This is a genomic window from Dyadobacter diqingensis, assembly GCF_024220585.1.
GTDB lineage: Bacteria > Bacteroidota > Bacteroidia > Cytophagales > Spirosomataceae > Dyadobacter > Dyadobacter diqingensis.
This window is the reverse complement of record NZ_JAMXKF010000001.1, coordinates 908,813-932,271: the sequence shown is the minus strand read 5'-3', so window position 1 is coordinate 932,271 and position 23,459 is coordinate 908,813. Positions and strand designations below refer to the sequence as shown.

At 43.0% G+C, this 23,459-nt stretch carries 20 protein-coding genes; 6 read left to right on the top strand and 14 right to left on the bottom strand.

Features of this window, described 5'->3' with window-relative positions; all coding sequences use genetic code 11:
• Positions 1–55: 55 nt before the first annotated feature.
• From M1L62_RS03760 to M1L62_RS03745, 4 genes are all read right to left on the bottom strand, one after another.
• The gene (locus M1L62_RS03760; protein WP_254411667.1) at positions 56–1,423 is read right to left on the bottom strand and encodes a sensor histidine kinase; all 1,368 of its coding nucleotides are present in this window, start codon (positions 1,421–1,423) and stop codon (positions 56–58) included.
• 42 nt (positions 1,424–1,465) lie between these two features.
• Positions 1,466–2,152, bottom strand: a complete 687-nt coding sequence (locus tag M1L62_RS03755; protein WP_254411666.1) for a response regulator transcription factor — start codon at positions 2,150–2,152, stop codon at positions 1,466–1,468.
• A 75-nt stretch (positions 2,153–2,227) separates the two neighbouring features.
• On the bottom strand, positions 2,228–3,388 hold the full coding sequence (locus M1L62_RS03750) for a trans-sulfuration enzyme family protein (RefSeq protein ID WP_254411665.1): 1,161 nt from the start codon (positions 3,386–3,388) through the stop codon (positions 2,228–2,230).
• Positions 3,389–3,397: 9 nt separating this feature from the next.
• On the bottom strand, positions 3,398–4,207 hold the full coding sequence (locus tag M1L62_RS03745; RefSeq protein WP_254411664.1) for an App1 family protein phosphatidate phosphatase: 810 nt from the start codon (positions 4,205–4,207) through the stop codon (positions 3,398–3,400).
• A gap of 244 nt (positions 4,208–4,451) precedes the next feature.
• Here M1L62_RS03745 and M1L62_RS03740 point away from each other — a divergent pair, with 244 nt between their 5' ends.
• The 3 genes from M1L62_RS03740 to M1L62_RS03730 all read left to right on the top strand — a co-directional run bounded on the left by M1L62_RS03740 (position 4,452) and on the right by M1L62_RS03730 (position 7,955).
• Complete coding sequence (locus M1L62_RS03740) at positions 4,452–5,327, top strand: diacylglycerol/lipid kinase family protein (RefSeq protein ID WP_254411663.1); 876 nt, start codon at positions 4,452–4,454, stop codon at positions 5,325–5,327.
• A gap of 104 nt (positions 5,328–5,431) precedes the next feature.
• Positions 5,432–6,586, top strand: a complete 1,155-nt coding sequence (locus tag M1L62_RS03735) for an alpha/beta hydrolase family protein (RefSeq protein WP_254411662.1) — start codon at positions 5,432–5,434, stop codon at positions 6,584–6,586.
• 37 nt (positions 6,587–6,623) lie between these two features.
• Positions 6,624–7,955 carry a GntP family permease gene (locus M1L62_RS03730; protein ID WP_254411661.1) on the top strand — a complete coding sequence of 444 codons (1,332 nt, stop codon included), beginning with the start codon at positions 6,624–6,626 and terminating at the stop codon, positions 7,953–7,955.
• Positions 7,956–8,493: 538 nt separating this feature from the next.
• Here the strand turns inward: M1L62_RS03730 and M1L62_RS03725 are convergent.
• Positions 8,494–9,699 (bottom strand): transposase, encoded by a 1,206-nt coding sequence (locus M1L62_RS03725; protein ID WP_254411660.1) that lies wholly within the window; start codon positions 9,697–9,699, stop codon positions 8,494–8,496.
• Positions 9,700–9,893: 194 nt separating this feature from the next.
• On the bottom strand, positions 9,894–11,117 hold the full coding sequence (gene sucC, locus M1L62_RS03720) for an ADP-forming succinate--CoA ligase subunit beta (protein ID WP_254411659.1): 1,224 nt from the start codon (positions 11,115–11,117) through the stop codon (positions 9,894–9,896).
• An 88-nt stretch (positions 11,118–11,205) separates the two neighbouring features.
• On the opposite strand from sucC, the gene M1L62_RS03715 reads away from it, so the two are divergent.
• Positions 11,206–11,868: an ABC transporter ATP-binding protein gene (locus M1L62_RS03715; protein ID WP_254411658.1), complete on the top strand. Its 663-nt coding sequence runs from the start codon at positions 11,206–11,208 to the stop codon at positions 11,866–11,868.
• A 332-nt stretch (positions 11,869–12,200) separates the two neighbouring features.
• On the opposite strand, the gene groL is transcribed toward M1L62_RS03715, so the two are convergent.
• Entirely contained in the window at positions 12,201–13,832 is a 1,632-nt protein-coding gene (groL, locus tag M1L62_RS03710; protein ID WP_254411657.1) for a chaperonin GroEL, read from the bottom strand.
• 60 nt (positions 13,833–13,892) lie between these two features.
• A complete protein-coding gene (locus tag M1L62_RS03705; protein ID WP_137338835.1) occupies positions 13,893–14,189 on the bottom strand; it encodes a co-chaperone GroES in 297 nt (98 codons plus the stop codon).
• 232 nt (positions 14,190–14,421) lie between these two features.
• Between M1L62_RS03705 and M1L62_RS03700 the strand changes: the two genes are divergently transcribed.
• The gene (locus M1L62_RS03700; RefSeq protein WP_254411656.1) at positions 14,422–15,129 is read left to right on the top strand and encodes a hypothetical protein; all 708 of its coding nucleotides are present in this window, start codon (positions 14,422–14,424) and stop codon (positions 15,127–15,129) included.
• A 148-nt stretch (positions 15,130–15,277) separates the two neighbouring features.
• Here the strand turns inward: M1L62_RS03700 and secG are convergent, their stop codons facing one another.
• From secG to tamL, 6 genes are all read right to left on the bottom strand, one after another.
• Positions 15,278–15,658: a preprotein translocase subunit SecG gene (secG, locus tag M1L62_RS03695; protein ID WP_254411655.1), complete on the bottom strand. Its 381-nt coding sequence runs from the start codon at positions 15,656–15,658 to the stop codon at positions 15,278–15,280.
• 53 nt (positions 15,659–15,711) lie between these two features.
• A complete protein-coding gene (locus tag M1L62_RS03690) occupies positions 15,712–16,389 on the bottom strand; it encodes a DUF8458 domain-containing protein (protein WP_254411654.1) in 678 nt (225 codons plus the stop codon).
• 60 nt (positions 16,390–16,449) lie between these two features.
• The gene (locus M1L62_RS03685) at positions 16,450–17,010 is read right to left on the bottom strand and encodes an LptE family protein (RefSeq protein ID WP_254411653.1); all 561 of its coding nucleotides are present in this window, start codon (positions 17,008–17,010) and stop codon (positions 16,450–16,452) included.
• Between the two features lie 30 nt (positions 17,011–17,040).
• Entirely contained in the window at positions 17,041–18,336 is a 1,296-nt protein-coding gene (locus M1L62_RS03680; protein ID WP_254411652.1) for a sigma-54 interaction domain-containing protein, read from the bottom strand.
• Positions 18,337–18,410: 74 nt separating this feature from the next.
• The gene (gene miaB / locus M1L62_RS03675) at positions 18,411–19,865 is read right to left on the bottom strand and encodes a tRNA (N6-isopentenyl adenosine(37)-C2)-methylthiotransferase MiaB (protein WP_254411651.1); all 1,455 of its coding nucleotides are present in this window, start codon (positions 19,863–19,865) and stop codon (positions 18,411–18,413) included.
• A gap of 219 nt (positions 19,866–20,084) precedes the next feature.
• Entirely contained in the window at positions 20,085–22,565 is a 2,481-nt protein-coding gene (tamL, locus tag M1L62_RS03670) for a translocation and assembly module lipoprotein TamL (RefSeq protein WP_254411650.1), read from the bottom strand.
• On the opposite strand from tamL, the gene M1L62_RS03665 reads away from it, so the two are divergent.
• Positions 22,565–23,320 (top strand): TrmH family RNA methyltransferase, encoded by a 756-nt coding sequence (locus tag M1L62_RS03665; RefSeq protein WP_254411649.1) that lies wholly within the window; start codon positions 22,565–22,567, stop codon positions 23,318–23,320. The genes tamL and M1L62_RS03665 overlap by 1 nt on opposite strands.
• Positions 23,321–23,459 lie beyond the last annotated feature (139 nt).

Below are 23,459 nucleotides of genomic sequence, written 5' to 3'. Positions count from 1 at the left end.
TTCGTTACCGTGCATTACAGGAGGCTTAGAATAACCTTAGAAAAAAATTAGAATGCTAAATGTGCCTTAATCTGACCTGAAACTCACTTCCCTTACCCAACTCACTTTGCACAGAAAGGCTGCCACGGTGCAGATCAACAATCCGCTGGCAAATGGAAAGCCCGATCCCGAAACCGGGAACTTCACTCGTGTGTGACGATCGGTAGAACGGGTCAAAAAGATAGGGGAGATCTTCCTGGCTGATACCAATGCCTTCATCGATCACTTTGACCACACAATCGGTTTCATTGGTTTCGAAAAGAACACGCGCCGTATGATTCTCCGAATATTTGCAGGCATTGTCAATCAGGTTTAGTAATACCCGTTTCAGTAACTCTTCGTTGCCCGCGATGATGGTGTCATTTTCATTTTCGGGGATGGTGATATAATCGATGAAGATGGTGTAGTTGGGAAATGACGATAAGATTTCTTCTTTTGCCATAAAGGCAATGTCTTCAACGCGTACCGGCGTGAACTTCATATTGCCCATATTTTCAATGGAACGGGCCAGGAAAAGCAGGTTATTAGTGATGCTGATCAAACGCTCGGTATCGGAAAAAAGGTTTTCGAAAACTTCTTCCAGATCAGGGTTATTTTTGGCAAAACGCTGCCCCAGCTGTATCTCAGATTTTAGCGCTGCAAGCGGCGTTCGGAGTTCATGAGAAGCATGGGAGACAAAACTTTTTTGCTGCTCAAAAGCTTTGTTCAAACGGTCAAGAACGGTATTGAAATTAATCGCGAGCTGGGCAATCTCGTCTTTCCGGTTTCCTTCATCCAGTTTTTGTTCGAGATTATGCGCGGTGATCTGCGAAACCTGATGGTTGATAGCACTGATCGGTTTCAGTGAATTACTGGCGAAATATACCCCCAAAGCGACCGTCAGACCAATTCCGCCGACAAATCCCCAGGCCAGCGTTTGCAGGAGATTCTGCAATTTGCTTCTGCCAAATTTGTCAAAAGCAGATGCCAGCACCACCAGAGGTTCGTCACCTTCTTCGTAAAGCAGGCCGATGGTTTCACTCTGGTCCTGCAAAAATTCCATTTCCTTATTATGCCTGACCTGCCCCAATAACTCCTTGTGATAGGTGATCAGTTTATCATCGACACTGGAATAAACCAACTCATCTTTCATGTTGAAAATCAGTACTTTTTCATCAAACATTTCCGTGAGCGTGTTCATGTCGATGGTTCTGAGCAGGTCTTTGTCGATGCCCTTCACCTTCACCAGAAGGCGGCAGGTCGTCTGCGCTTTGCTTTTTAACCGGTCATAAAATTCCTCCTGACGGTAGCGTGCTGATACACTGTAAATTGCGATGGAGAACAACAGCAATATTACAGCAACCATCAGCGTGAACTGAAGAGCGATCCGGTCTTTTATTTTCACGGGAAAAGATATTTCTTAAAATTCAATTCAATAAGAAGAACGTTATTCTTCTTTCATAATGTATCCGAGGCCGGGGCGGGTGTGGATTAATTTGGTTGAAAAATCCTTGTCTATTTTTTTTCGTAAATAGTTGATATACACCTCCACGACGTTTGTTCCAGGGTCAAAATTCAGATGCCACACATGTTCGGCCAGATCCATTTTTGAAACCACACGCCCGCGGTGAAGCAGGAAATATTCAAGCAAAGCAAACTCCTTCGCAGTAAGCTCAATGGATTTTCCCGCCCGGATTACTTCCTTCGTGCCCACATTCAGTTCCAGGTCAGCAATACGAAGCGTTTTATTTTCAGTTTCAGGATTGTTGAGCTCCGAGACGCGCAAAGCGGCATGGATCCGGGCCATTAACTCTCGGAAATCAAACGGTTTCACGATGTAGTCATTGGCGCCCTTATTCAATCCCTCCACCTTATCTTCCACCTCTCCATAGGCCGTCAGCATGATGATCGGCAGGGAAGGCTTGTAAACCCGGATCTGCTGGCAAACGTCGTAACCTTTCAGGCCCGGAAGATTTACATCCAGCAAAACAAGATCAAACTTTTTACTTAATGCCAGATTTTTACCCGTAATGCCATCGTAAGCGATTTCGGCTTCAAAATCTTCCGCATGTAATCCACGGTAAATGTTCTGCGCAATACGCCTGTCATCTTCGACAATCAGTATGGTTTTCATGTATGGTCAGGTCGTTTCTTTAAAATTGCAGTAAGTTACATGTAATAACGGTTTTCCGGTAAAGAATAACGATTATTACAACACTTCAAGGGCTTGTTCGAGGTCTGTGATAAGATAATCAGGATCTTCGAGACCGATATAAATACGGGCCATACGATGGCGTTCGATAGAAACATCAAAATCCTCCGGTGCGAGTCCGCCGGCTTGCGGCAGGATCAGCGACTCATGTCCGCCCCACGACACTGCAACCAGAAAATGTTTTAAAGAATAGGTAAATTTTTCGATCCGTTCAAGAGAATCGGTTTTTAAAACAACCGTCAACAACCCGCAGGCGCCTTTCATTTGTTTGCGTGCCAATTCCAGCTGAGGGAAATCTTCATCGAAGGGAAATATTACTTTCTCAATTTTTGGGTGTTTTTTCAGGTATGCGACCACTTTTACCGTCGATTTGGAAATATGTTCCAACCGCATCGGCAATGTTCTCAGACCACGCAGGATCAGCCAGGCGTTAAAGGGAGAAATCCCCGAACCTGTATTTAATAACTGTTCATTGAATATTTTTTTCAGCATCTCCCGCTCTCCGGTTAATACGCCCGCAAGCACGTCGCTGTGTCCGCCAAGGTATTTTGTTCCGGATTGAATGCTGAGATCGATGCCAAAATCATGGGGTTTCTGATAAATCGGCGTGCAGTAACTGTTATCGACAATGGTGATGATATCACGGCTTTTTGCGAGCTCGGAAACGGCCTTGAGATCCTGCAATTCGTACGTCAGCGTATTCGGTGTTTCCAAATAAATGATACGTGTTTCGGGGCGCAGGGCGTTCTCGAAGTTTTCAATTTTTGTACCGTCAATGTACGTAGTTTTGATGCCAAAACGAATTAGCACGTTGTCAAAAAGCCTCGTTGCCCAGCTGTATGGTTTTTTGATGGAGATAATATGGTCGCCGGATTTGACATTGGCCATCACCGAACAATAAATGGCAGATGCACCGCTGTTGAAAACCAGGGCATCTTCGGCGCCGTCCAGCGCGGCCAGTTTTTTACTGAGGATATCTACTGTCGGATTTTTACCACGGGAGTATAAAAAAGCAGATTCTTCGTTGGCAAAAGCATTACGTAATTCTTCAAATGTGTTGAATGCAAAATTACTAGTCTGCACGATGGGTGGAGAAACAGCGTTAAAATACTGACTGCGGTCTTCACCAAGCTCGTTCAGAATGTAGGAAATGTCCATTTACTTAATTTAATTATTTTCAGTTGGTTGTTGAAATACAATACCGGTTTCTAGGGAATGGATAATGGCTTTGTTACTGTGTGAGAAGTAGCAGGTATCAATACCTCGTTCCTGAATTTTCTTTAAAAGCAGCGTTGTCGCGGATTTACTCCTTGTCCGGGTTTGGCGAATGTAAACAGCTCTGATATTTGCTGCAAACATTCCGCAAATTTCTTCATAGATTTCCGGATCCTTCTGAGAGTCGTCGCCCAGCAGGATAAATTGTAACTCGGGATAAAATTCGACAATATTCTGGATTTTACGAAGTTTATGGTCATGCGAACCTGAACCTGTCATAAGAAAGTCATCCAGGCCCGACTTTATTTTTTTCAGTTTCAAGACCGCTTTGGGTAATCCGTTCAGCTCTGCGAAACGGATAATCATATCGTACAGGTTCCATTCACTGCTTGAAACATAGAAAAAAATGTTGGCAGGATGTACCGGATTGGTCCGGCTGGCGAGCGAAAGCAGCTGATAATGTTTCACCACATCATCAAAAGGTTTTCGGGCCTGCACATTTTTGGCAAGCAGCACAAAGAGCTTTTTGAAAGACCGTCGGCTGTGAGAGATCAAAAAAGTATCGTCAATGTCTGATATGATTCCGTAGGAACTTGCGTAAGGCAGGAAAAATTCTTCCTGGCGTGTCACCTGGTATTTATGCTTTCCGGTCTGATCATCTACGCTGACCTCGTAAGGATGCCAGCCACCTTCGAGCGGCTCATTAAAAGGGATTTGAAATCTGAAATATCCATCTTCTTCCGCATGTGTTTCGGCCACCACGGAACCAACCCGAAGAATAACTCTTAAGTTTGGTATGGTTTTTATTGAAAACAGCTGAATAATTGTCCGTGCGTACCGAAAGCCTTTACGGGTATATTTGTGGTCTCCAAGAGGATATTTTTCAACTATGTGTCCAAAAACAACTAATTCGTTTTTATTTGCATAGCCCCTGTATAGTTTTAAGTCGCATCGTTTCATATTCTTACCTTTACCTTATGCACTTGAAGTGCCTAAATTAGACAATATGTTTTCAGAACGAAAAGTTTTGTTAGTTGTAAACCCTATATCCGGAAACCGGGATAAAGAGGAAATTCTTGTAAAAGTGGCCGAAAAGGCTGAGGAGGATGATTATGTATTAAGTATATTTTCCACAACAGGTTTTGATGATCTAGGTGAGATAAGGAAACTGGTAAAAAACCTGTGCCCCAGCCGGGTTCTGGTTGCCGGAGGCGATGGCACTATTTCCATGGTAGCGGAAGCCATCACGGGAAGCAACATTATTTTCGGAATTATTCCGGCGGGCTCAGCCAATGGTTTATCCGCCGATTTCGGGCTCCCGTCTTCTATTGACGAATCGATAGAAGTAGCTTTCGGGGAAAAATCGATACATATTGATGCGGTCAGGATTAATGATGAAATAAGTTTGCATCTCAGTGATATTGGTTTAAATGCACTGCTGGTAAAAAACTATGAAAACGGAGATTTGCGCGGAAAACTGGGTTATGCGCTGGAAATGTTCAAAACGCTTAACGAACACCAGAATTTCCGTGTGCGTATAACCACTGAAAGCACTGTTTTGGAAACGGAGGCGCTGGTTGTGATTATTGCCAATGCAAAAAAATACGGTACGGGCATCAGTATCAATCCTTTCGGAGATATGTCGGACGGACTTTTTGAACTGGTGATCGCCAAGAGGATCGATTTTATTGAAACGGCGAAGTTTCTAACCGGAAACGCCGATTTTAATCATGATGTGATGGAAGTATTATCGGTTGAAAGCGCCAAAATAGAGTGCCTGGACAGGGAAGTATATTTTCAGGTAGATGGGGAATACAAGGGCGAAGTGAAAGAACTGAATACCTCGATAATGAAAGGGTTTGTGCGGATCGCTGTTCCCTGAAATCCGGAATTTTTAGATTTATAGATATTTAGCGGCAAGCCAACAGTAGTCCAAACTGTCGGCTTGCCTTTTCAGGTTAATTGGCAATCAGACAAATCCTGAAAATGAAAACTTTAATAACGATATTATTTGCATCTACGATTACGCTTGCAATAAATTCTTACGCGCAAAAACCGGAATTATGCCAGGGAGCATATTTCACAGAAGCAGAAGGAAAGGCTTTTCTCGATAGTCATGTACCGGCAAGTAAAGCGGCCTGGGAAGCCCGCGCGCAGAAAATCAGGGCGCAAATCAGAGCAGGTATGGAGCTGGAAACATTGCCGGCCAGACCGAATTCTGCGCCAATCATTCACAGCAAAAGGGTTATGGATGGTTATACGATCGAGAACGTGGCCTTTGAAAGTTTACCGGGTATTTACGTGACCGGGAATTTGTACCGCCCGATAAAAAAGCAAAAGTCTTACGCAGGAATATTGTGTCCGCATGGACATGGAGAAAACCCGCACGGGCGTTTCCGGGAACAGACCCAGAAGCGCTGTGCCACACTGGCACGTATGGGAGCGGTGGTTTTTGTTCTGGATATGGCCGGACAAGGTGACTCAAAACAAACGGAACATAAGTTTTCAAAGGCGTTAAAACTTCAAACAATCAACGCGATCAGAGGAATCGATTTTCTGCTTTCTTTGCCAGGTATTGATCCGCAGCGCATTGCGGTAACGGGTGAGTCAGGTGGAGGAACGCAGACTTTTTTGGTAGCGGCTTTGGATCAGCGCGTAAAAGTAACGGCTCCAACGGTCATGGTTTCCGCACATTTTTTTGGTGGATGCGTTTGTGAAAGCGGTATGCCCATTCATAAAAAAGGGGATTATCAGACCAATAACGTAGAAATTGCAGCCTTAACCGCGCCAAGACCTATGCTCTTAACTTCCGATGGGGATGACTGGACGAAAAATACGCCAAAAGTGGAGTTCCCGTTTATACAGAAAATTTATGCGCTTTACGGAAAACAAAGTCTGGTGGAAAATGTGCATTTGCCGGATGAGAAACATGACTACGGCCCGAGCAAGCGGAAAGCTATGTATGCATTTATGGCAAAACATCTGAATCTGGATATCAAGGAGGTTTCGGATGCGCAGGGGAATGTGGACGAAGGGCCGTCTAAAGTGCTGGAACAAAAAGATCTGGCCGTCTTCAATGCTGAACATCCAAGGCCTGCAAATGCGGTGATGGGCGATGAGGCAGTTTTAAAACTGTTATAATTTTTGGCACCATTCCGGTTTCTGTAAAAGAATTTATATGATCATCCTGATTGTTTTTCTGGCTATTGTTTTCATTGTTTTAAGTTCAACGGTTTTAAAAATGCACCCGCTAACCGGCCTTTTGCTGGCGGCTTTGGGTGTTGGAATATTTGCCGGATTACCAATTGATAAACTGGCAGAAACAATCGGAAAAGGTTTTGGCGAGTTAATGTCCAAAATCGGTTTGATGGTCATTTTGGGTTGTGTTATTGGTGCAATTCTGGATCAGTCGGGAGCGGCGATAAAAGTGGCGGATGTGATCCTGAAACTGTTCGGCGAAAAACGGCCGGCATTTGCCATGTCTGTTATTGGCGCGATCGTGGGTATTCCTGTTTTTTGTGATTCCGGTTATATCATTTTACACAAACTGAACCAGATTGTGGCCGAGAGAACCAATAAGCCTCTGGCAGTGGTGGCACTTTCACTTTCCGGCGGACTTTTTGCTACTCATACGTTGGTTCCGCCTACACCCGGGCCGCTTTCCGCAGCGGGGAATCTGGGCATTGCAGATTCGGTCGGTCTTGTTATTCTGATCGGTTTGATCGTTTCCATTCCAAGTTTATTTCTGTCGACCTGGTTTGCTGCGCGATATGCCAAAGATGTTCCGATTATAGAAGACCCAACGGCGAAAACGCATACCATGCACAAGCGGACACTTCCGCCGGCCTGGAAGGCCTTTATGCCCATACTGCTTCCGATCCTTTTGATAACGCTGGCATCCTTCGCCAGGATTTTACATTTTCCGGATAATATCATGCGGTGGACAAGCTTTTTTGGCAGCCCGCTGGTGTCATTTTTACTGGCGATTTTTTTTAGCTATTCACTGTTTCCTGAAAAGTCAGCGGAGAAAATGATATCCTGTTTTAAAAGCGGTATCGAACATTGCGGTACTACTCTGGTTTTAGTGGGTGCCGGGGGTGCTTTTGGGGCTATTTTAAAGGAAACTTCACTCAAAGAAATGGTCAGTGAATGGCTGACGAGAAATGAAATGTCTGGCGTGTTTTTGCTGATCATTACTTTTCTGATCGCTGCTTTTTTCAAAACTGCACAAGGATCCACAACCTCATCCATGGTGCTGACAACCAGTATTATTGCGCCATTACTGGCCACGCTGGGTTTTGTGACGCCAATCCAGATTACATTATTGGTTATGGCAGCCGGAAGTGGAGCGATGATTGTTTCCCATACAAATGACGCCTGGTTTTGGGTGGTTTCCCAATTCACGGGTATTTCGGCAAAAGATACTTATCGAACGCATACCATTCTGACAGGATTACAAGGGATTGTCAGTTTTTTGACGACAGTCGTTTTGTATTTTATATTGGTTTGAAAAAGGATTGTATCGTATGATTTATTTAGGTGCGTTGCACCATGCGTCCTTAAATTGACACCGACTTCAAGGTGCGTAGCACAGAAATAATTGCGGTCCGCCGCGCGGTAGGAAGAAAAAGTAAAACCGATCTACTAAGGTGCAGCGCACCGAAATAACTTTCCTCGAAAAATAATCTGGCTTTCCTTGGAAATTCATTTTCAAGTGAGAATTAATCAGAGTAAGATCTGAATTTAGGCGACCTAATTATTGAAACAGCAGACGCAAACTTGGAATAATACAGTTTTGTGTTTGCTGTTTTTATTTATGTGGTATAATGTATGCAAAAAGGGGATAGCTTTCCTGCTCTTCGTGTTTTCAAAGAATGTAAAAGGTATTAAGATAATTGATTTAGGCGGCGATTTTAACTTCCTGTTTTTTGCCGTGCCGTCGTTTTGCTATTAATACGCAATTGGCTGTCAAAACCCCAAAATACAGCCAGACTAGCTCTGTTTCGGATTTCCGAGCTTTGATTTTTTTGAGACCATAGTGCTCCTTTTCATTTCCGAAGCTCCCGGCTCCGGCCGCCCGGTTCTAGACGGGTTGACCTTTCTTTGTTGAGAACCGTCTTGATTAGTTTGGTGGGTTTATCATCCTTTCCCCTTCCTTTTCTAATGAAGTTTGTAATAATGGCTTCTTTGGTGGTGAATTTCCTATTTTCATTAGTAGCGTAAATGGCATCTGCCCCTACATGTGAACATTGACCAAATATGATCTTATGCTTTAAGATGCTAGTTTTTAGTCTTTTACACTCGTTAAAAGCCTTGTAGCTCACATGCTCCAAAATGCTAATCCCACCTACTTGAAGTTTGTGAGCTTTTAGCCCAAACTCGACCGGTTTATTTTCTTTACCACGAACAATCGGTCTAATATATGGCTTGTAAATGCTAACAATCCGATCCTTTATCTTTGCGTTGGGGTGATTAAAATGGTGTTTCTGTTGCTGATAGACCAGTTTAATGGTTTTGAAAGTCTTTGAATCTATCTCCGTTAGTCCACGGCCGTGAACTTGATTTAGTAAGTCCTGGTAGATTTCAATACCCTTCGCCAATAGCTTCAATAAAGCATTCTTTCTAGCCTTAGTTTTTCGATGAGTCTTTTTCCTGATTTTACTATATGTAGTGGTTTTGATTTTTTGCTCTTTGTATTTTGAGCGAGGCAGGCGCAGCTTATTGAGTTTACAAAGTTCAGAGATCTTCTTCTCCCAGATCCACCCACAGCTTTCCCACAGTATTTTGACATCTGTCGGAAAGCGTAGATGAACTTCATAACAAGTAGCATCCATCAAAAGCACATTTTTATCAGGAATTTCCTTCTTCCAGGCTTTAATCAAGACTTTTTGGACCTCTATCATATCTACATTACGTCCCAAGTAGCACCGTACTTTGGAAATGAATGAATTGTCTTTAATTGATTCATTGTCAGTTAACAGCATTCCGCAAAAAAGCTGCATCGCCCAATCCGTATTAAAACGAGCAAGTAGTTTCTCGTCGCTCAAACCCGTATAATGCTTTAAAAACATCATCCCCAATAGGCCTTTTTGAGGTAGCCATGAGGGAGCTCCACGAAGAGTCTCCTTCTTAGGTAATAATGCTGTCAAGCCATCCCAATCGACACAATCATGTATACGGCCAAGTTCTGTGGTCTTGAAATTGTACCATTTTGAGGTGTATTCGAAATCTAGAGGAAATAGAGTAAATTGCATGCGCTTATTTTGAAGTGTGGTAACCTTAAGATAAGCAAAAACCCCGAATTATACCAGATAATGGCATATTCGGGGTTTGGTATTTTTACAATACTCTGTTTATCAGTATAATACAAGCTTAAAGGGCGGCCTAATCTGTAACAAAAATGGCGACCCGTTTGAGTCGCCATTTTTTGTTATAATAATTGAAAGAATTAAACGCCCAGTTCAGCCAATACTTCTGAAACTTTTGCAGCCGCTTCTTTAAATTCGATAGCCGAAGAAACTTTCAAGCCTGATTCGTTAATGATACGGGCTCCTTCTTCTGCGTTAGTTCCTTGTAAACGAACGATAATTGGAACAGGAATTTCGCCGATCGCTTTGTAAGCTTCAACAACACCTGATGCAACACGGTCGCAACGTACGATACCACCAAAGATATTGATAAGGATCGCCTTAACGTTAGGATCTTTCAGGATGATACGGAAACCTGCTTCTACGGTACGCGCGTTCGCTCCACCTCCAACATCAAGGAAGTTAGCCGGCTCGCCGCCTGAAAGCTTGATAAGGTCCATTGTTGCCATGGCAAGTCCTGCACCGTTTACCATACAACCTACGTTTCCGTCCAGTTTCACGTAGTTCAGGTTATTAGCGCCTGCTTCTACTTCCAAAGGATCTTCTTCGTTGGTATCGCGCATTTCTGCAAGATCCGGGTGACGGTACAAAGCGTTGTCATCCAAATCAACTTTTGCATCAACGGCAAGAATTTTATTATCAGATGTTTTTAAAACCGGGTTGATTTCAAACATCGCTGAATCACTCTCAATGTAGGCTTTGTACAGAGCAGTGATAAATTTAACCATTTCTTTGAAAGCGTCGCCTTCCAGACCTAGTGCAAAAGCAACTTTACGAGCCTGGAATGGTTGTAAACCAACACGTGGATCAATCCACTCTTTCATGATTTTTTCAGGAGTGTGCTCGGCAACCTCCTCGATATCCATACCGCCTTCTGTACTTGCCATGATGACATTACAGTTTCTGCCTCTGTCAAGAAGGATAGAAAGGTAGTATTCTTTTGGCTCCGTAGGACCTGGATAGTAAACGTCCTCAGCAATAAGAACCTTGTTTACACGCTTTCCTTCAGGACCAGTCTGGTGTGTAACAAGTACTTTTCCCAGAATGTTATTCGATATTGTACGCACATCCTCAACAGACTTGGCCAAAGCGACACCACGTTGTTCGCTGCCTACAATTCTGCCTTTACCACGCCCACCCGCGTGAATTTGTGATTTAACCACATACCATTTGGTACCTGTTTGCTGGCTAATCTCACGGGCGACTTCCACCGCCTTGTCAGGGGTGTCGGCTACGAGTCCTTCCTGAATACGTACGCCGTATTTTTTCAGGACACTTTTGCCTTGATATTCGTGAATATTCATGAGTATAAAAGTAAATTGGTATTTTCACGGCAAATTAAGGAATTAATCAAAACGGGGGTAGCTTTTTACCTAATTATCTTTTCATAATATGAATTTACTTCAGGCCAGGGGAATAAAGCGTACATATGGCGCCTTACAAGTTTTGAAAGGAATAGATATTGAGGTGAATAGCGGAGAGGTTGTCGCGATCGTTGGCGCTTCCGGTGCAGGTAAAAGTACGTTGCTGCATATCCTGGGTACGCTCGACCGCCCCGACGAGGGAGAAGTATTTATCGGTAATACGAAAGTTTCTTCCCTGGGCGATAAGGAGCTGGCAAAATTCAGGAATGAGGAGATTGGTTTTATCTTTCAATTCCACAATCTGCTTGCCGAATTTACGGCGCTGGAAAATGCCTGTATGCCGGGTTATATCAACGGAAACCTTAGTGAAAAAGAAATAAAAAGAAGAGGCGAGGAGTTATTGGGTTTGTTGGGTCTGTCTGACCGGATGGATCATTTGCCCTCGCAACTTTCCGGTGGAGAGCAACAGCGGGTGGCAGTTGCCAGAGCGTTGTTAAACAAGCCTGCGATTGTGTTGGCCGACGAACCAAGCGGTAACCTGGATTCTCAGAATGCCTTGGATCTGCATCAGTTATTTTTCAGATTAAGAGACGAACTGGGTCATACTTTCATTATTGTAACACACAATGAAGATCTGGCCGAAATGGCTGACAGGCGTATTGTCATGCAGGATGGAAGAATGCTGGAATAACGTGAAGAAAAAATAAACAAATTGTTAATATTTTTTGTTTTAAGTGTGACTTCCCTTTCATGACCACGTCATAAGGGCGAAGTTTTTCATAACGTTGAGTAAAGTAAATAGCCGTCCGGAGATTCCGGACGGTCATTTTTTTATATACCTGAATGACAGATAAAAAATAAACGAAATATTTTTTGAAGATATGTGACCTCTTGTGAAAAGGTCAGTCTCAATATAAATTTCCTAAGGGTTGGAGATTTTCATAACGTTGAGTAAAGCAAATAGCCGTCCGGAATTTTCCGGACGGCTATTTTTTGCCTTAATATATATGTGACCCGGATGAATTACATCATTCCGCCCATTCCACCTGGGTGACCGTGGCCACCACCTGCTGGTGATTCTTCTGGTTCGTCAGCAATTACACATTCAGTTGTCAAAAGAAGACCTGCGATAGATGCAGCGTTTTCCAAAGCCAAACGAGAAACTTTCTTAGGATCGATGATACCAGCTTCTAAAAGATCTGTGTAAACATTGTCCTTAGCATTGTAACCGTAAGCACCTGTTCCTTCTTTCACTTTCGCAACAACAACAGATGGTTCCTGACCTGAGTTAGAAACGATTGTTCTCAATGGTGCTTCAAGAGCAACACGGATGATGTTGATACCTGTGTTTTCGTCTTCGTTGTTACCAACCAAGCCTTCAAGAGCAGCAGTTGCACGGATGTAAGCAACACCACCACCTGCTACGATACCTTCTTCAACCGCAGCACGGGTTGCGTGCAATGCATCGTCAACACGGTCTTTTTTCTCTTTCATTTCAACTTCTGTCACTGCACCAATGTAAAGGATGGCAACACCACCTGACAATTTAGCAAGACGTTCCTGAAGTTTTTCACGATCGTAATCAGAAGTTGTGTTTTCGATCTGTGCTTTGATTTGGTTAACACGTCCCTGAATATCTTCAGAGTTGCCAGAACCATTAACCAAAGTTGTATTGTCTTTGTCGATAATCGCTTTTTCGCAAGTACCAAGGTAATCCAAAGTAACGTTTTCCAATTTGAAACCACGTTCTTCTGAAATTACAGTACCGCCAGTGATGATCGCGATGTCTTCAAGCATAGCTTTACGACGGTCACCGAAACCAGGAGCTTTAACAGCAGCAACTTTCAAAGCGCCACGGATTTTGTTCACTACCAAAGTAGCCAACGCTTCTCCGTCAACATCTTCTGCCAAAATAAGCAAAGGACGACCCGTTTGAGCAACTGCTTCCAATACAGGAAGAAGTTCTTTCATTGAAGAAACTTTCTTCTCAGAGATAAGGATAAATGGACGCTCAAGATCAGCTTCCATTTTCTCAGTATTGGTTACGAAATATGGAGAAAGGTATCCACGGTCGAACTGCATACCTTCAACAGTTTTAACTTCTGTTTCAGTACCACGCGCTTCTTCCACAGTGATAACACCTTCTTTTCCTACTTTTTCCATCGCTTCGGCAATCATGTTACCGATTTCTTCGTCATGGTTAGCTGAAATAGTAGCAACCTGAGCGATTTCTTTTGAAGTAGAGATATCTTTTTTCTGAGCTTCAAGGTTTTTAACAACAGCAGAAACAGCTTTTTCGATACCGCGTTTCAAATCCATTGGGTTAGCACCCGCAGCTACGTTTTTAACACCGATTGAGTAGATAGCCTGAGCCAATACTGTCGCAGTTGTAGTACCATCACCCGCTGAATCAGCAGTTTTAGAAGCTACTTCTTTAACCAATTGAGCACCCATGTTTTCGATAGGGTCTTTCAAATCGATTTCTTTCGCAACAGTTACACCATCTTTTGTAATACTTGGAGAACCGAATTTTTTATCAATAACTACGTTACGGCCACGAGGTCCTAACGTTACTTTAACGGCGTCAGCCAATGTATCAACACCCTTCTTGATCTTGTCACGGGCCTCTACGTCAAAAAATATTTTCTTAGACATACTAATTAATCGTTTTAATTTTTTCTTTTGGAATTGTTAAATACTTATTGTGTCAGACGACTAGCCAATGATAGCGTAGATATCTGATTCACGCATAATCAGACAGTCTTTGCCTTCGTACGCCAATTCAGTACCGGAATATTTTCCGTATAATACGGTGTCACCTACCTTAACGGTCATAGGCTCATCTTTTTTACCTGGGCCAACTGCCACTACTGTACCACGTTGTGGTTTTTCTTTTGCAGTATCAGGGATAATGATACCAAATGCTGTTTTTTCTTCGGCTGGGGCTGGTTCTACAAGAACACGGTCAGCCAGAGGTTGTACGTTCACTTGTATTTCTGCTAAAGTTGACATAGATATTAAGCGTTTATTTTTAAGTTGTCAGTAATTGATATGACCTGCCACTATAAAGCACAATCTATGCCAGCACCTATGTTCTGACATTTTTTCAGGAGGTGCATGACAATTTTGTATGTAAACGAGCTGAAATATGAATTTTGTAGTAATTTATGTGTCAGGTAAATACAATCGTTTGAGATGTCGCCGGAATTGATTAAATTTTACCAGGATCAAACTGCTGCACACAATGACGAAACTTCATGATGATTGGTTGACAGAAGGTATTTTTGATTTTGAGTACAAAAAATATGTGCTGCTGGACTATCTTCAGCACATTAACGGCGAGTTTACCTCCAACCGCCTCTATCCTTCTTTGCAGGATTTGAAATTACACCTGGAAACATGCACACTTTTGCAGTCCAACAAGAATGCAATCAGGAATTCTTTTCCAAAAACATTAAAAGGACTGGATATGTCCGCTGCGAAACTGGTGTATGAAGATACGCTGCATGACGACGTATATCTTTCCGAGTTGAATTACATTCTTGATTTTGCGATTCCCCGGTTTTCCAGCGCCATGAGTGAAGGTGTTGACCGGTTTTCGGAGGTGGGAGAAAATATTAAAATTTCACCGGTTGGCATTGTTCCGCTAAGAACAGAAGAAGGCTATCTTTTTTTTCTGAACAGTTATGAAAGAATGGTAACGATTTTCAGATATCAGCTGGCGCTTTACAATGAAATGCGGGAAAGATATTTAAAAACAGTATTGATTGATTCCGTGCGGACATCCATAGGCACGACAATCGAGCAGATAAAAATTGACCTGACAAGAAAATTTCAAGCCTGGCCTAATCCTGCCACCTATGTGGTGGAATCCAAATACGATTATCCTTTGGAAGAAACGCTGCTGCCGGTGGTGCAGAGGCTTATGGTGAAGCAGATGAATGCGGCGTAGGGTTGACGGTTGGTGAATGACGATAGACCATTGACCATTGACTGCCGGTCGTCAATCGTCGGCGGTCAATCGTCAGCCCCAAAAAAATAGCTTATAAAAACAGTTTGATCTGTCTTTATAAGCTATCTCAAAAACTTAACGTTTTTTATTATTTCGTCGTATCCGCAGGAGCTGCTGGTGCTGTTTCGGCCGGAGCTGTTGCGCCCGGTGCAGGAGCTGCTGGCAATTTCGCGCCAGGGATTACTGTATTTTGTGCTTTTTCAATGTTCACACTGTTAATGCCACCTGCATCAGATGAACCGCCGCTGGCAATAACATACGAAGCCAATGAGATGACAATAATACCGGCTGCCAATCCCCAGGTGATTTGTTCTAATAAATCAGTGGTCTTTTTAACACCAAACATTTGTGCAGTACCGGCTCCGCTAAATTCACTCGAAAGTCCTCCTCCTTTTGAATTTTGCACCAATACTACCAGAATCAACAATACTGCGATGATCGCAACCAGAATAATCAAACCCAAATACATGCCTTGTATATAATATAGAATGAATGAATACGCAATTAATAAGTAAGTGAAAGCTAGGATCGGTTATGAATCAGTTCACTTAATTTTTTCGCAAAGTAATCCTTTTTTTCTGGTTTTTTCAAAATCAATTTTTGATATATGTCAATTGCCTTATCAGTTTTACCCTGACGAACCAGAATTTTGGCAAATGCTTCTGTTTCAATTCCTCCTCCAAAAGATTCCGGAGAATTATTTTGAGCAACCCGTCCGGTTAGGTCCAGTGCCGGCGGTTCGGTGTTATTGTCCTGCCTGATCGGCCCCATTCTCGGATTATTTTTTATAAAACCCTGAATGATCTGCTGTTGCTTTTTCTGTAATTCAGATATCTGGGAAGCTGTTGGCGCTTTCACCTCAATGGACTGAATGGTTTCGAGAATATCTTCACTGGCAGGTGCCGGTTCTTCTATCAGTACATCTGTTTCCTGCTCAACGTCACTGTCATAAGTTTTGTATTTTCCCTCCACAAGCTGCTGCAATGCAATCCGGCTCAGTGCGTAGGCAGCTGCACGGGGCGTGCTGTCGGTCAACTGGTCCGAATCGCTAAGCTGCGCGGCCTTGGCCAGCAGCGAATACGATATCTGACAATAGGGGAATGCCTTGATGGTCGCTTCAAGTTTGGGGATAACCGCTACATCAAGGTCATTCGGATATTTTACCAAACGACTAAACGTTTCTTTATCAACGATTGCCATTAAATCGCTCAGTTTTAATTTTTTGAAATAATAATTTAATTTGAAACAAATGAACCGCTCTTACCAGTCTGCCGCAGATTTATTAAAGATCTGCTGCACTAAATTCTCCTGTATGGTCGGCAACAATCTTGATTCATTTTGATTAAGCGTTTGATCCTGGGGAAAATCCGCAAAATAAGTAAATGACTGGTCGAAGTTTTTTGTTTCATCTTTGGCATTTGTGAACCGAACCTGAATGGTGACATTCAACCGGTTAAGTCCGGCCTGGTCATTGGCTGTCGGAGCTGCTGCCAATACATCATACCCGGTGATCGTTCCTTCCAAAAGCAGATCCCCTCCGTTTTGCTGCAAGGTCAGGCTGGTATTTTTCTGAAAATATTCTTTCAGCTGTTCTGTCAGCTTTTGTGGCAGATCGGACGGTCCACCGGCCGTTCCCATATTAAAGTTAACAATGGTAAATGTTTTTATATCAGGAGACAAACTCGTTCCTGTGAAAGAATAAATACCACAGCTGGAAATTAAGAATGAAGAATTAAGGATGAACAATACCACCAAAAATCTCCTGGCAGCAGCAGATAAGATGATGGATCTTTGCAAAATATTTTTTCTCTTAAAATTCATTTTTGATACTTCGATTTTCATAACACGTCTCTACTCCTCAATATCGTATTGCTTGATCTTCCGGTATAACGTTCGCTCCGAAATTCCCAATGCACTGGCGGCATATTTTCGTTTGTTATTATTTTTTCTCAGTGCCTTGATGATCATTTCCTTTTCCTTGTCTTCCAGAGAAAGCGATTCTTCTTCGGCTGTTACGTGCAGTACGTCTTCAATTTCCCCCCGTTCATCGGAATAACGATCCAGATCTACGGTGCGTTGGGGCGGTGGGGTAAGCAGCCGCGTTGGTTCGGTGGTTGGTGTTGCAACAATCGGATCCACATTATTCAGTGAACTGAACAATTCCTGGTGATCTTTTAAAATATCGCCGCCATATTTTTCATTTTCCAGTACATTCCTGACAAGCTTTTTAAGTTCTGTCATGTCACGGCGCATGTCAAACAACACTTTATAAAGCAGCTCTCTTTCAGAAAAAGAAGTTGAAGAATCATCCCCCTGCCTCAATGGAACCAGCGCCTTACGGCTTGTTGGCTGAATCGGATTAAGGTAATGATTTAAGGTTGCAGAATTTATCGGCAGTTCTTTATCTGTTTCAAGAATCGTGATTTGCTCAGCAATATTTTTCAGCTGGCGAATGTTACCGGGGAAGTCATAATGCATCAGCAATTCGCGCGCGTCGGCGTCAAGTCTTACGGCTTTTGTCCGGTATCTTTCAGAAAAATCATTGGTGAATTTCCTGAAAAGCAGCAAAACATCCTCGCCACGCTCGCGCAAAGGCGGTACATAAATAGGAACGGTGTTTAAGCGATAGTATAAATCTTCTCTGAATCTGGCATTGTTTACCGCATCTAAAAGATTAACATTGGTCGCAGCTACAACGCGGACATTGGTTTTTAAAACCTTGGAAGAACCCACACGGATGTATTCGCCGTTTTCCAGCACACGAAGTAACCGTGCCTGTGTTCCCAAAGGCATTTCACCTACTTCATCAAGAAATATGGTGCCTCCGTTGGTTGTTTCAAAATATCCTTTTCTTGAATCCAAAGCACCTGTAAAAGCACCTTTTTCATGTCCGAACAGCTCCGAATCAATTGTTCCTTCGGGAATAGCACCGCAGTTGATGGCTATAAAAGGACCATGTTTTCTGGAACTGATGCTATGAATGATCTTCGAAAAAGATTCTTTTCCACTTCCGCTTTCTCCTGTTATCAAAACCGTCAGATCGGTAGCTGCCACCTGCACCGCTACGTTGATAGCGTGGTTGAGTGCCGGAGATGTACCAATGATCCCGAATCGGTTTTTTATTGCTTGTATCTCTGTTGGATTCATTAAATAGCGATTGGCTGTCTGCTTTTAGCGACAAGCCTTTTGTTGGTTAATGCACCGGACTATCTTATTTCTGATCAGTATTGTGTCACTTCTTCTTCAATCACAGCCCTTCCACGTAATGTTGCGGAAGTAGTTTCTGTAATCAGAACATCTACGTAATCACCTTTTTTGAAGTTTTCTCTTGGGAAAATAACCACTTTATTCTGGTCGCTTCTTCCGGAAAAATCTGCTTCTGAACGCTTGGAAGTACCTTCAACCAAAACCTTTTGTATGGTTCCGACAAGCTTTTTATTACGTTCGGTTGAGATTCGCTGCTGCACTTCAATGATTTCTGCCAGGCGTCGTTGTTTTATATCGGCAGGAATGTCATCCGTGAATTTCTTCGCTGCCGGTGTTCCCGGACGCTCGGAATAGGAGAACATGTAGCCAAAATCAAAACGAACATATTCCAGAAGCGACAATGAATCCTGATGTTCTTCTTCTGTTTCTGTACAAAATCCGGCGATCATATCATGTGAAATTCCACATTCATCTCCGAGAATTCTTCTGATGGCGTCAATTCTTTCCAGATACCACTCACGGGTATAAGTACGGTTCATGATTTCCAGCACGCGACTGTTACCGCTTTGTGCAGGCAAGTGAATGTATTTGCAAATGTTATCGTACTTTTTAATTGTGTAAAGTACTTCGTCGGTAATATCTTTCGGGTGCGAGGTGCTGAAACGAACACGTAGCTCCGGACTGATCAAAGCTACTTTTTCCAGCAATTTGGCAAAAGAAACAATGTCGGAAGGATCATTCGGGTTTGCATATTTATAGCTGTCGACATTCTGTCCGAGCAATGTCACTTCTTTATAGCCGTCGGCAAAAAGATCCTGCGCTTCCTTAATGATGGACTCGGCATCACGGCTGCGTTCCCGTCCGCGCGTATAAGGCACCACGCAGAAACTGCACATATTATCACAGCCACGCATGATGGAGATCAGGGCGGTGATTCCGTTGGAATTTAAGCGAACCGGCGATATATCGGCGTAAGTTTCCTCTCTGGAAAGGAAAACGTTAACACCTTTCTGACCTGTTTCCGCTTCTTCAACCAAACGGGGAAGATCACGGTAAGCATCCGGACCTGTCACGATATCAACCATTTTCTCTTCTTCCAGAAGTTTGGCTTTCAGTCGTTCCGCCATACAGCCCAACACGCCGATAAGCATGCCCGGTCTTTTCTTTTTATAAACATTAAGCTGTTTCAGACGTGTTCTTACGCGTTGCTCGGCGTTGTCACGTATTGCGCAGGTATTGAGAAAAACCAGATCTGCATTTTCTGCATCAGAAGTGGTGGCAAAACCAGCCTCACGCATAACAGAAGCTACAATTTCGCTGTCTGCGAAGTTCATCTGGCAGCCGTAACTTTCAATGAATAAGCGTTTTTTATTAGATATTGGCTCATTTTCCGAAACCCGCACTGTCTCACACGCCTCTTTATCCGTATCGGTTAATATTTTTAGGGTCTCCGCAATTCTGTTCTCCATTTGTCCGTGAAATTGAACGGTTTGTATTTCTTTGTTCCCGCGTGACTATAATAATGATTTCTGACCACGTTTTGTTCCGGGTACGAACTGCAAAGCTACGAATAAAACAGTGAAAACTGACAAACTGGCAGAGAACTTGCGTGTTAAGATTAGTTAAATCAGGAGTGAATTAAAAATTATGAATAAAGAATGACGAATATTTTTTTACGGAATCAATTCTTAGAACGGGTAACCTACGCCGAGGTTGATGTTCAGGAAGTTTTCTTGTCTGCGGTTGAAAAGTTTACTGAATTGCAGTTTGTCAAGAACAAATTTTTGGGTGTAGGGATCGTACACTTTTGTTCCGAAATCAAAACGAAGAATGAAAAACGATAAGTCGTAACGGATACCAAAACCGGTTCCGACAGCAATTTCTTTAAAGAACGAGTTTGCTTTAAATTTTTGCGCTTCCTGTGCCTCAGGTACTTTGCTCAGGTTCCACACATTACCAACGTCAATGAACAAGGCATAGTTAATGTCACCGAAGAATTTGGCCAGATGTCCGCGCCATTCCAGATTTCCTTCAATCAGCAATTCCCCCGGAGCTTCGATGGATAAGTTGGAGCTGTCACTTGTGACACGCGGAGCCGCGGAACCGGGTCCGAGACGGCGGGGCAGCCAGGCTCTTAAACTATTGGAACCACCGGCGAAAAAATACTTTTCATACGGAGGAACCTTGTTGTCACCATAACTGTAAATAGCGCCGGTGTTAATGCGTGCAATAAAAGACGAGCGTCTTCCGGTTGGCCAGTAACGACGGAAATCAATGTTGCCTCTTAAATATTTGTAGAACTGTAAAGTATCTCCGCTTTTTCCAAATATACTATTAATCCACTTCTCCTGAGATGGCAGAAAATTCAGCGTTGTTCCCCCCGATTCCAGCGACGCACGAAAATAGTGAGCGTTCTTTTGGGGACCGATGATTGAGTTGGTATTATGAACAAACGTCAGGTTGACATCGGAAACAAAAGATCTGTTAAAGCTGTATTTTAGGTTATTACCTTGGATAAACAGGTCGTCCAGTAACTTCTGAAATTTATCCTGCAACTTGGTCGTATTGAGTATATTAAGATCAATGAATGACAACGTCCACATCGTTTTTATGGTCGGCTGCCATGAGTAGCTCATAGCCACTTTTACGTTGGTGCGGGTATATTCCGGTCTTTCAACATAGTTATATCCCAAACCGATCTGCGTACGTGGATTATACAAAGCAGATTTATTTTGCAAAGAGCGGACAGGAAGCAGCAGGCGGGGAAACGTCAAAGAGGTATTTAAACCTACTTCCTGACTGCGGTAAATACCGTCGTTTTCTACAAATCCGGGTACCAGTTCTATACCACCACGAAGGTTGGCTTCAAAATTTTCCAGTCCGTTAAAAACATTTCTGATTTTGTAGGAAAGGTTGGCGAACGGCCCGGGAGCTCCCTGCAACTGAATTACGTTCAGTCCGACATCGGCGGAAATTTGATATTTTTCCAGTGGAATGGCCTGATATCTAACCTTGATTTTATGACCGGTGGAGTCAAAATTGTAATTGACAAACCTGAACTGATCCGTTAATGAAAGCTGGCGCTGCGTATCCCGTTCGTTTTTCTGACTGTAAAGTTCGCCCGGACGCATTCTTATTTTTGTATCAAGAATCCGGGGCGCAAATTTTTTGTCAGCGAATATATATTGAATGCCTTGCGAATACAAGGTATCTTTTTTGAAAAGGGAATCCGGTAAACCAGCTGGCGGCAATACTTCAAAACGTACGGATTCGACTGTGTATGGAACCGGATTTATTTCTTTTGTTGGCAAACTGACACGCACATTCACATCGACACTTTTAAACAAACTGTCCGTTTTTGGTTTTGTGATGGTGTCGTTGATCAGGAAGGAAACATTCTGACGTGAGAACCCGAAATAGCCCTGGTCACGCAGCAGGGTTTCTATCCGTACCCGTTCCTCTTCGAAGGAATCCCCGTCATACCGTTTTTTGCTGACCAGCGCCGCATCCTTTGTCGAGGTTTTTAGAAGACTGTCGATTAACGGGCTTCGAACCTGATAGCATATCTGGTCGAGTATGGCCGGGCGGTTTTCTGTGATCAGGTATTTTACCCGGATGCGTTTGAAAGTCGTATCCGTTTTGAAACCGACCGTGTTTTGAAAAAAACCGTTATTGTAAAGATACTTTTGCATCTTTTCGGTATTTTTTTCAATATCATTCTGATTATAATACACGGGTGCTTCACCTAAAACACGCATCCAGAAATTCCCTTCGTCGACTCGTTTTTGGGCTCTGGCGAGCTTTTTGGCATATCTTCTCTGAATCTTTTCTAATTGTCTTACATTATTTTCATGTAAACGCGATTCTTTCTGATAATTTTGTGTGACCTCAATGACCTTCCGTTGCTTTTCGTCCTTTTTATAGAACAGCTGGCCAAACTGATACATGCCAACTTTCGGAAAAATTGGTAAGCTGAGGAAACGGCTGTTGGGTCTTTGCGGAATCAGGGCATCCAGGTCATCGTCACTGATCACCTTGTTGCCTTTAAAAGTAGAATTTCCAAGAAAGTAGTTGCCGGATTCAGTACTCGTTTTACGGGCACAACCTGTCACTCCCAAAAAGAAAAGGAAGAAATATCCGAAATATGTAACCCGACACCTAATATTCAATGTTATCTAAAAATCGTATAAAATATATTAATTCTCTGAAAATCAAGAAGTACCGTCAGCTTCATGAGGCGTTTATCGTTGAAGGTGCTAAGAGTGTACTTGAATTACTGGATTCAGAGTTTGAAATTGAATTCGTATTATCTACCCCGGATTTTCAGCAAAAATACGCAAGTATTTTATCTGACCATAAAACTCTTGTCGAAACTGTGACGGCAAAAGAGCTTGAAGGTCTTGGCTTATTCCAAACCAATGATTCCTGCCTTGCGGTGGCAAAGACGAAAGATAACGTTTTTTTAAGCGCAGATATGCAGGAGTATGCATTGATTTTGGATGATATCCGTGATCCTGGCAATCTTGGAACGATCATTCGTGTCGCGGATTGGTACGGAATAAAAAAAATAATTTGTTCTGCGGATACCACAGATGTTTACAATCCGAAGGTTGTTGCGGCTAGTAAAGGTTCGTTTACCCGAGTTAATCTTTATTATACCAATCTTCCTGAGTTTTTGACAGCGCACGCCAGCGGAAGAAATATCCTGGGCGCGTTTCTGGACGGCAACTCCATATATGATCACGGATTCTCAACCGAAGGAGGTTATGTGGTTATGGGTAATGAGTCCAATGGAATCGGCGCAGGCGTTGAGTCTTTCGTCACACATCGCATTACAATTCCAAGAATAGGAGAGGCCGAGTCGCTGAATGTGGGAATTGCTACGGCGGTGATGCTGGATAATATGAGGCGGGTTATTGGGTGATGTTTTTTTGATTTGAGATAGGTTTCTCGTTATGTTTTTTACCGGTCGGATGGCGGAAAAAGCCATCCGACCGGTTCGCCACCGTCCGACGGTTTTTTTACCGTCGGACGGGTAATTAACACACTTACGAAGTTTTGAA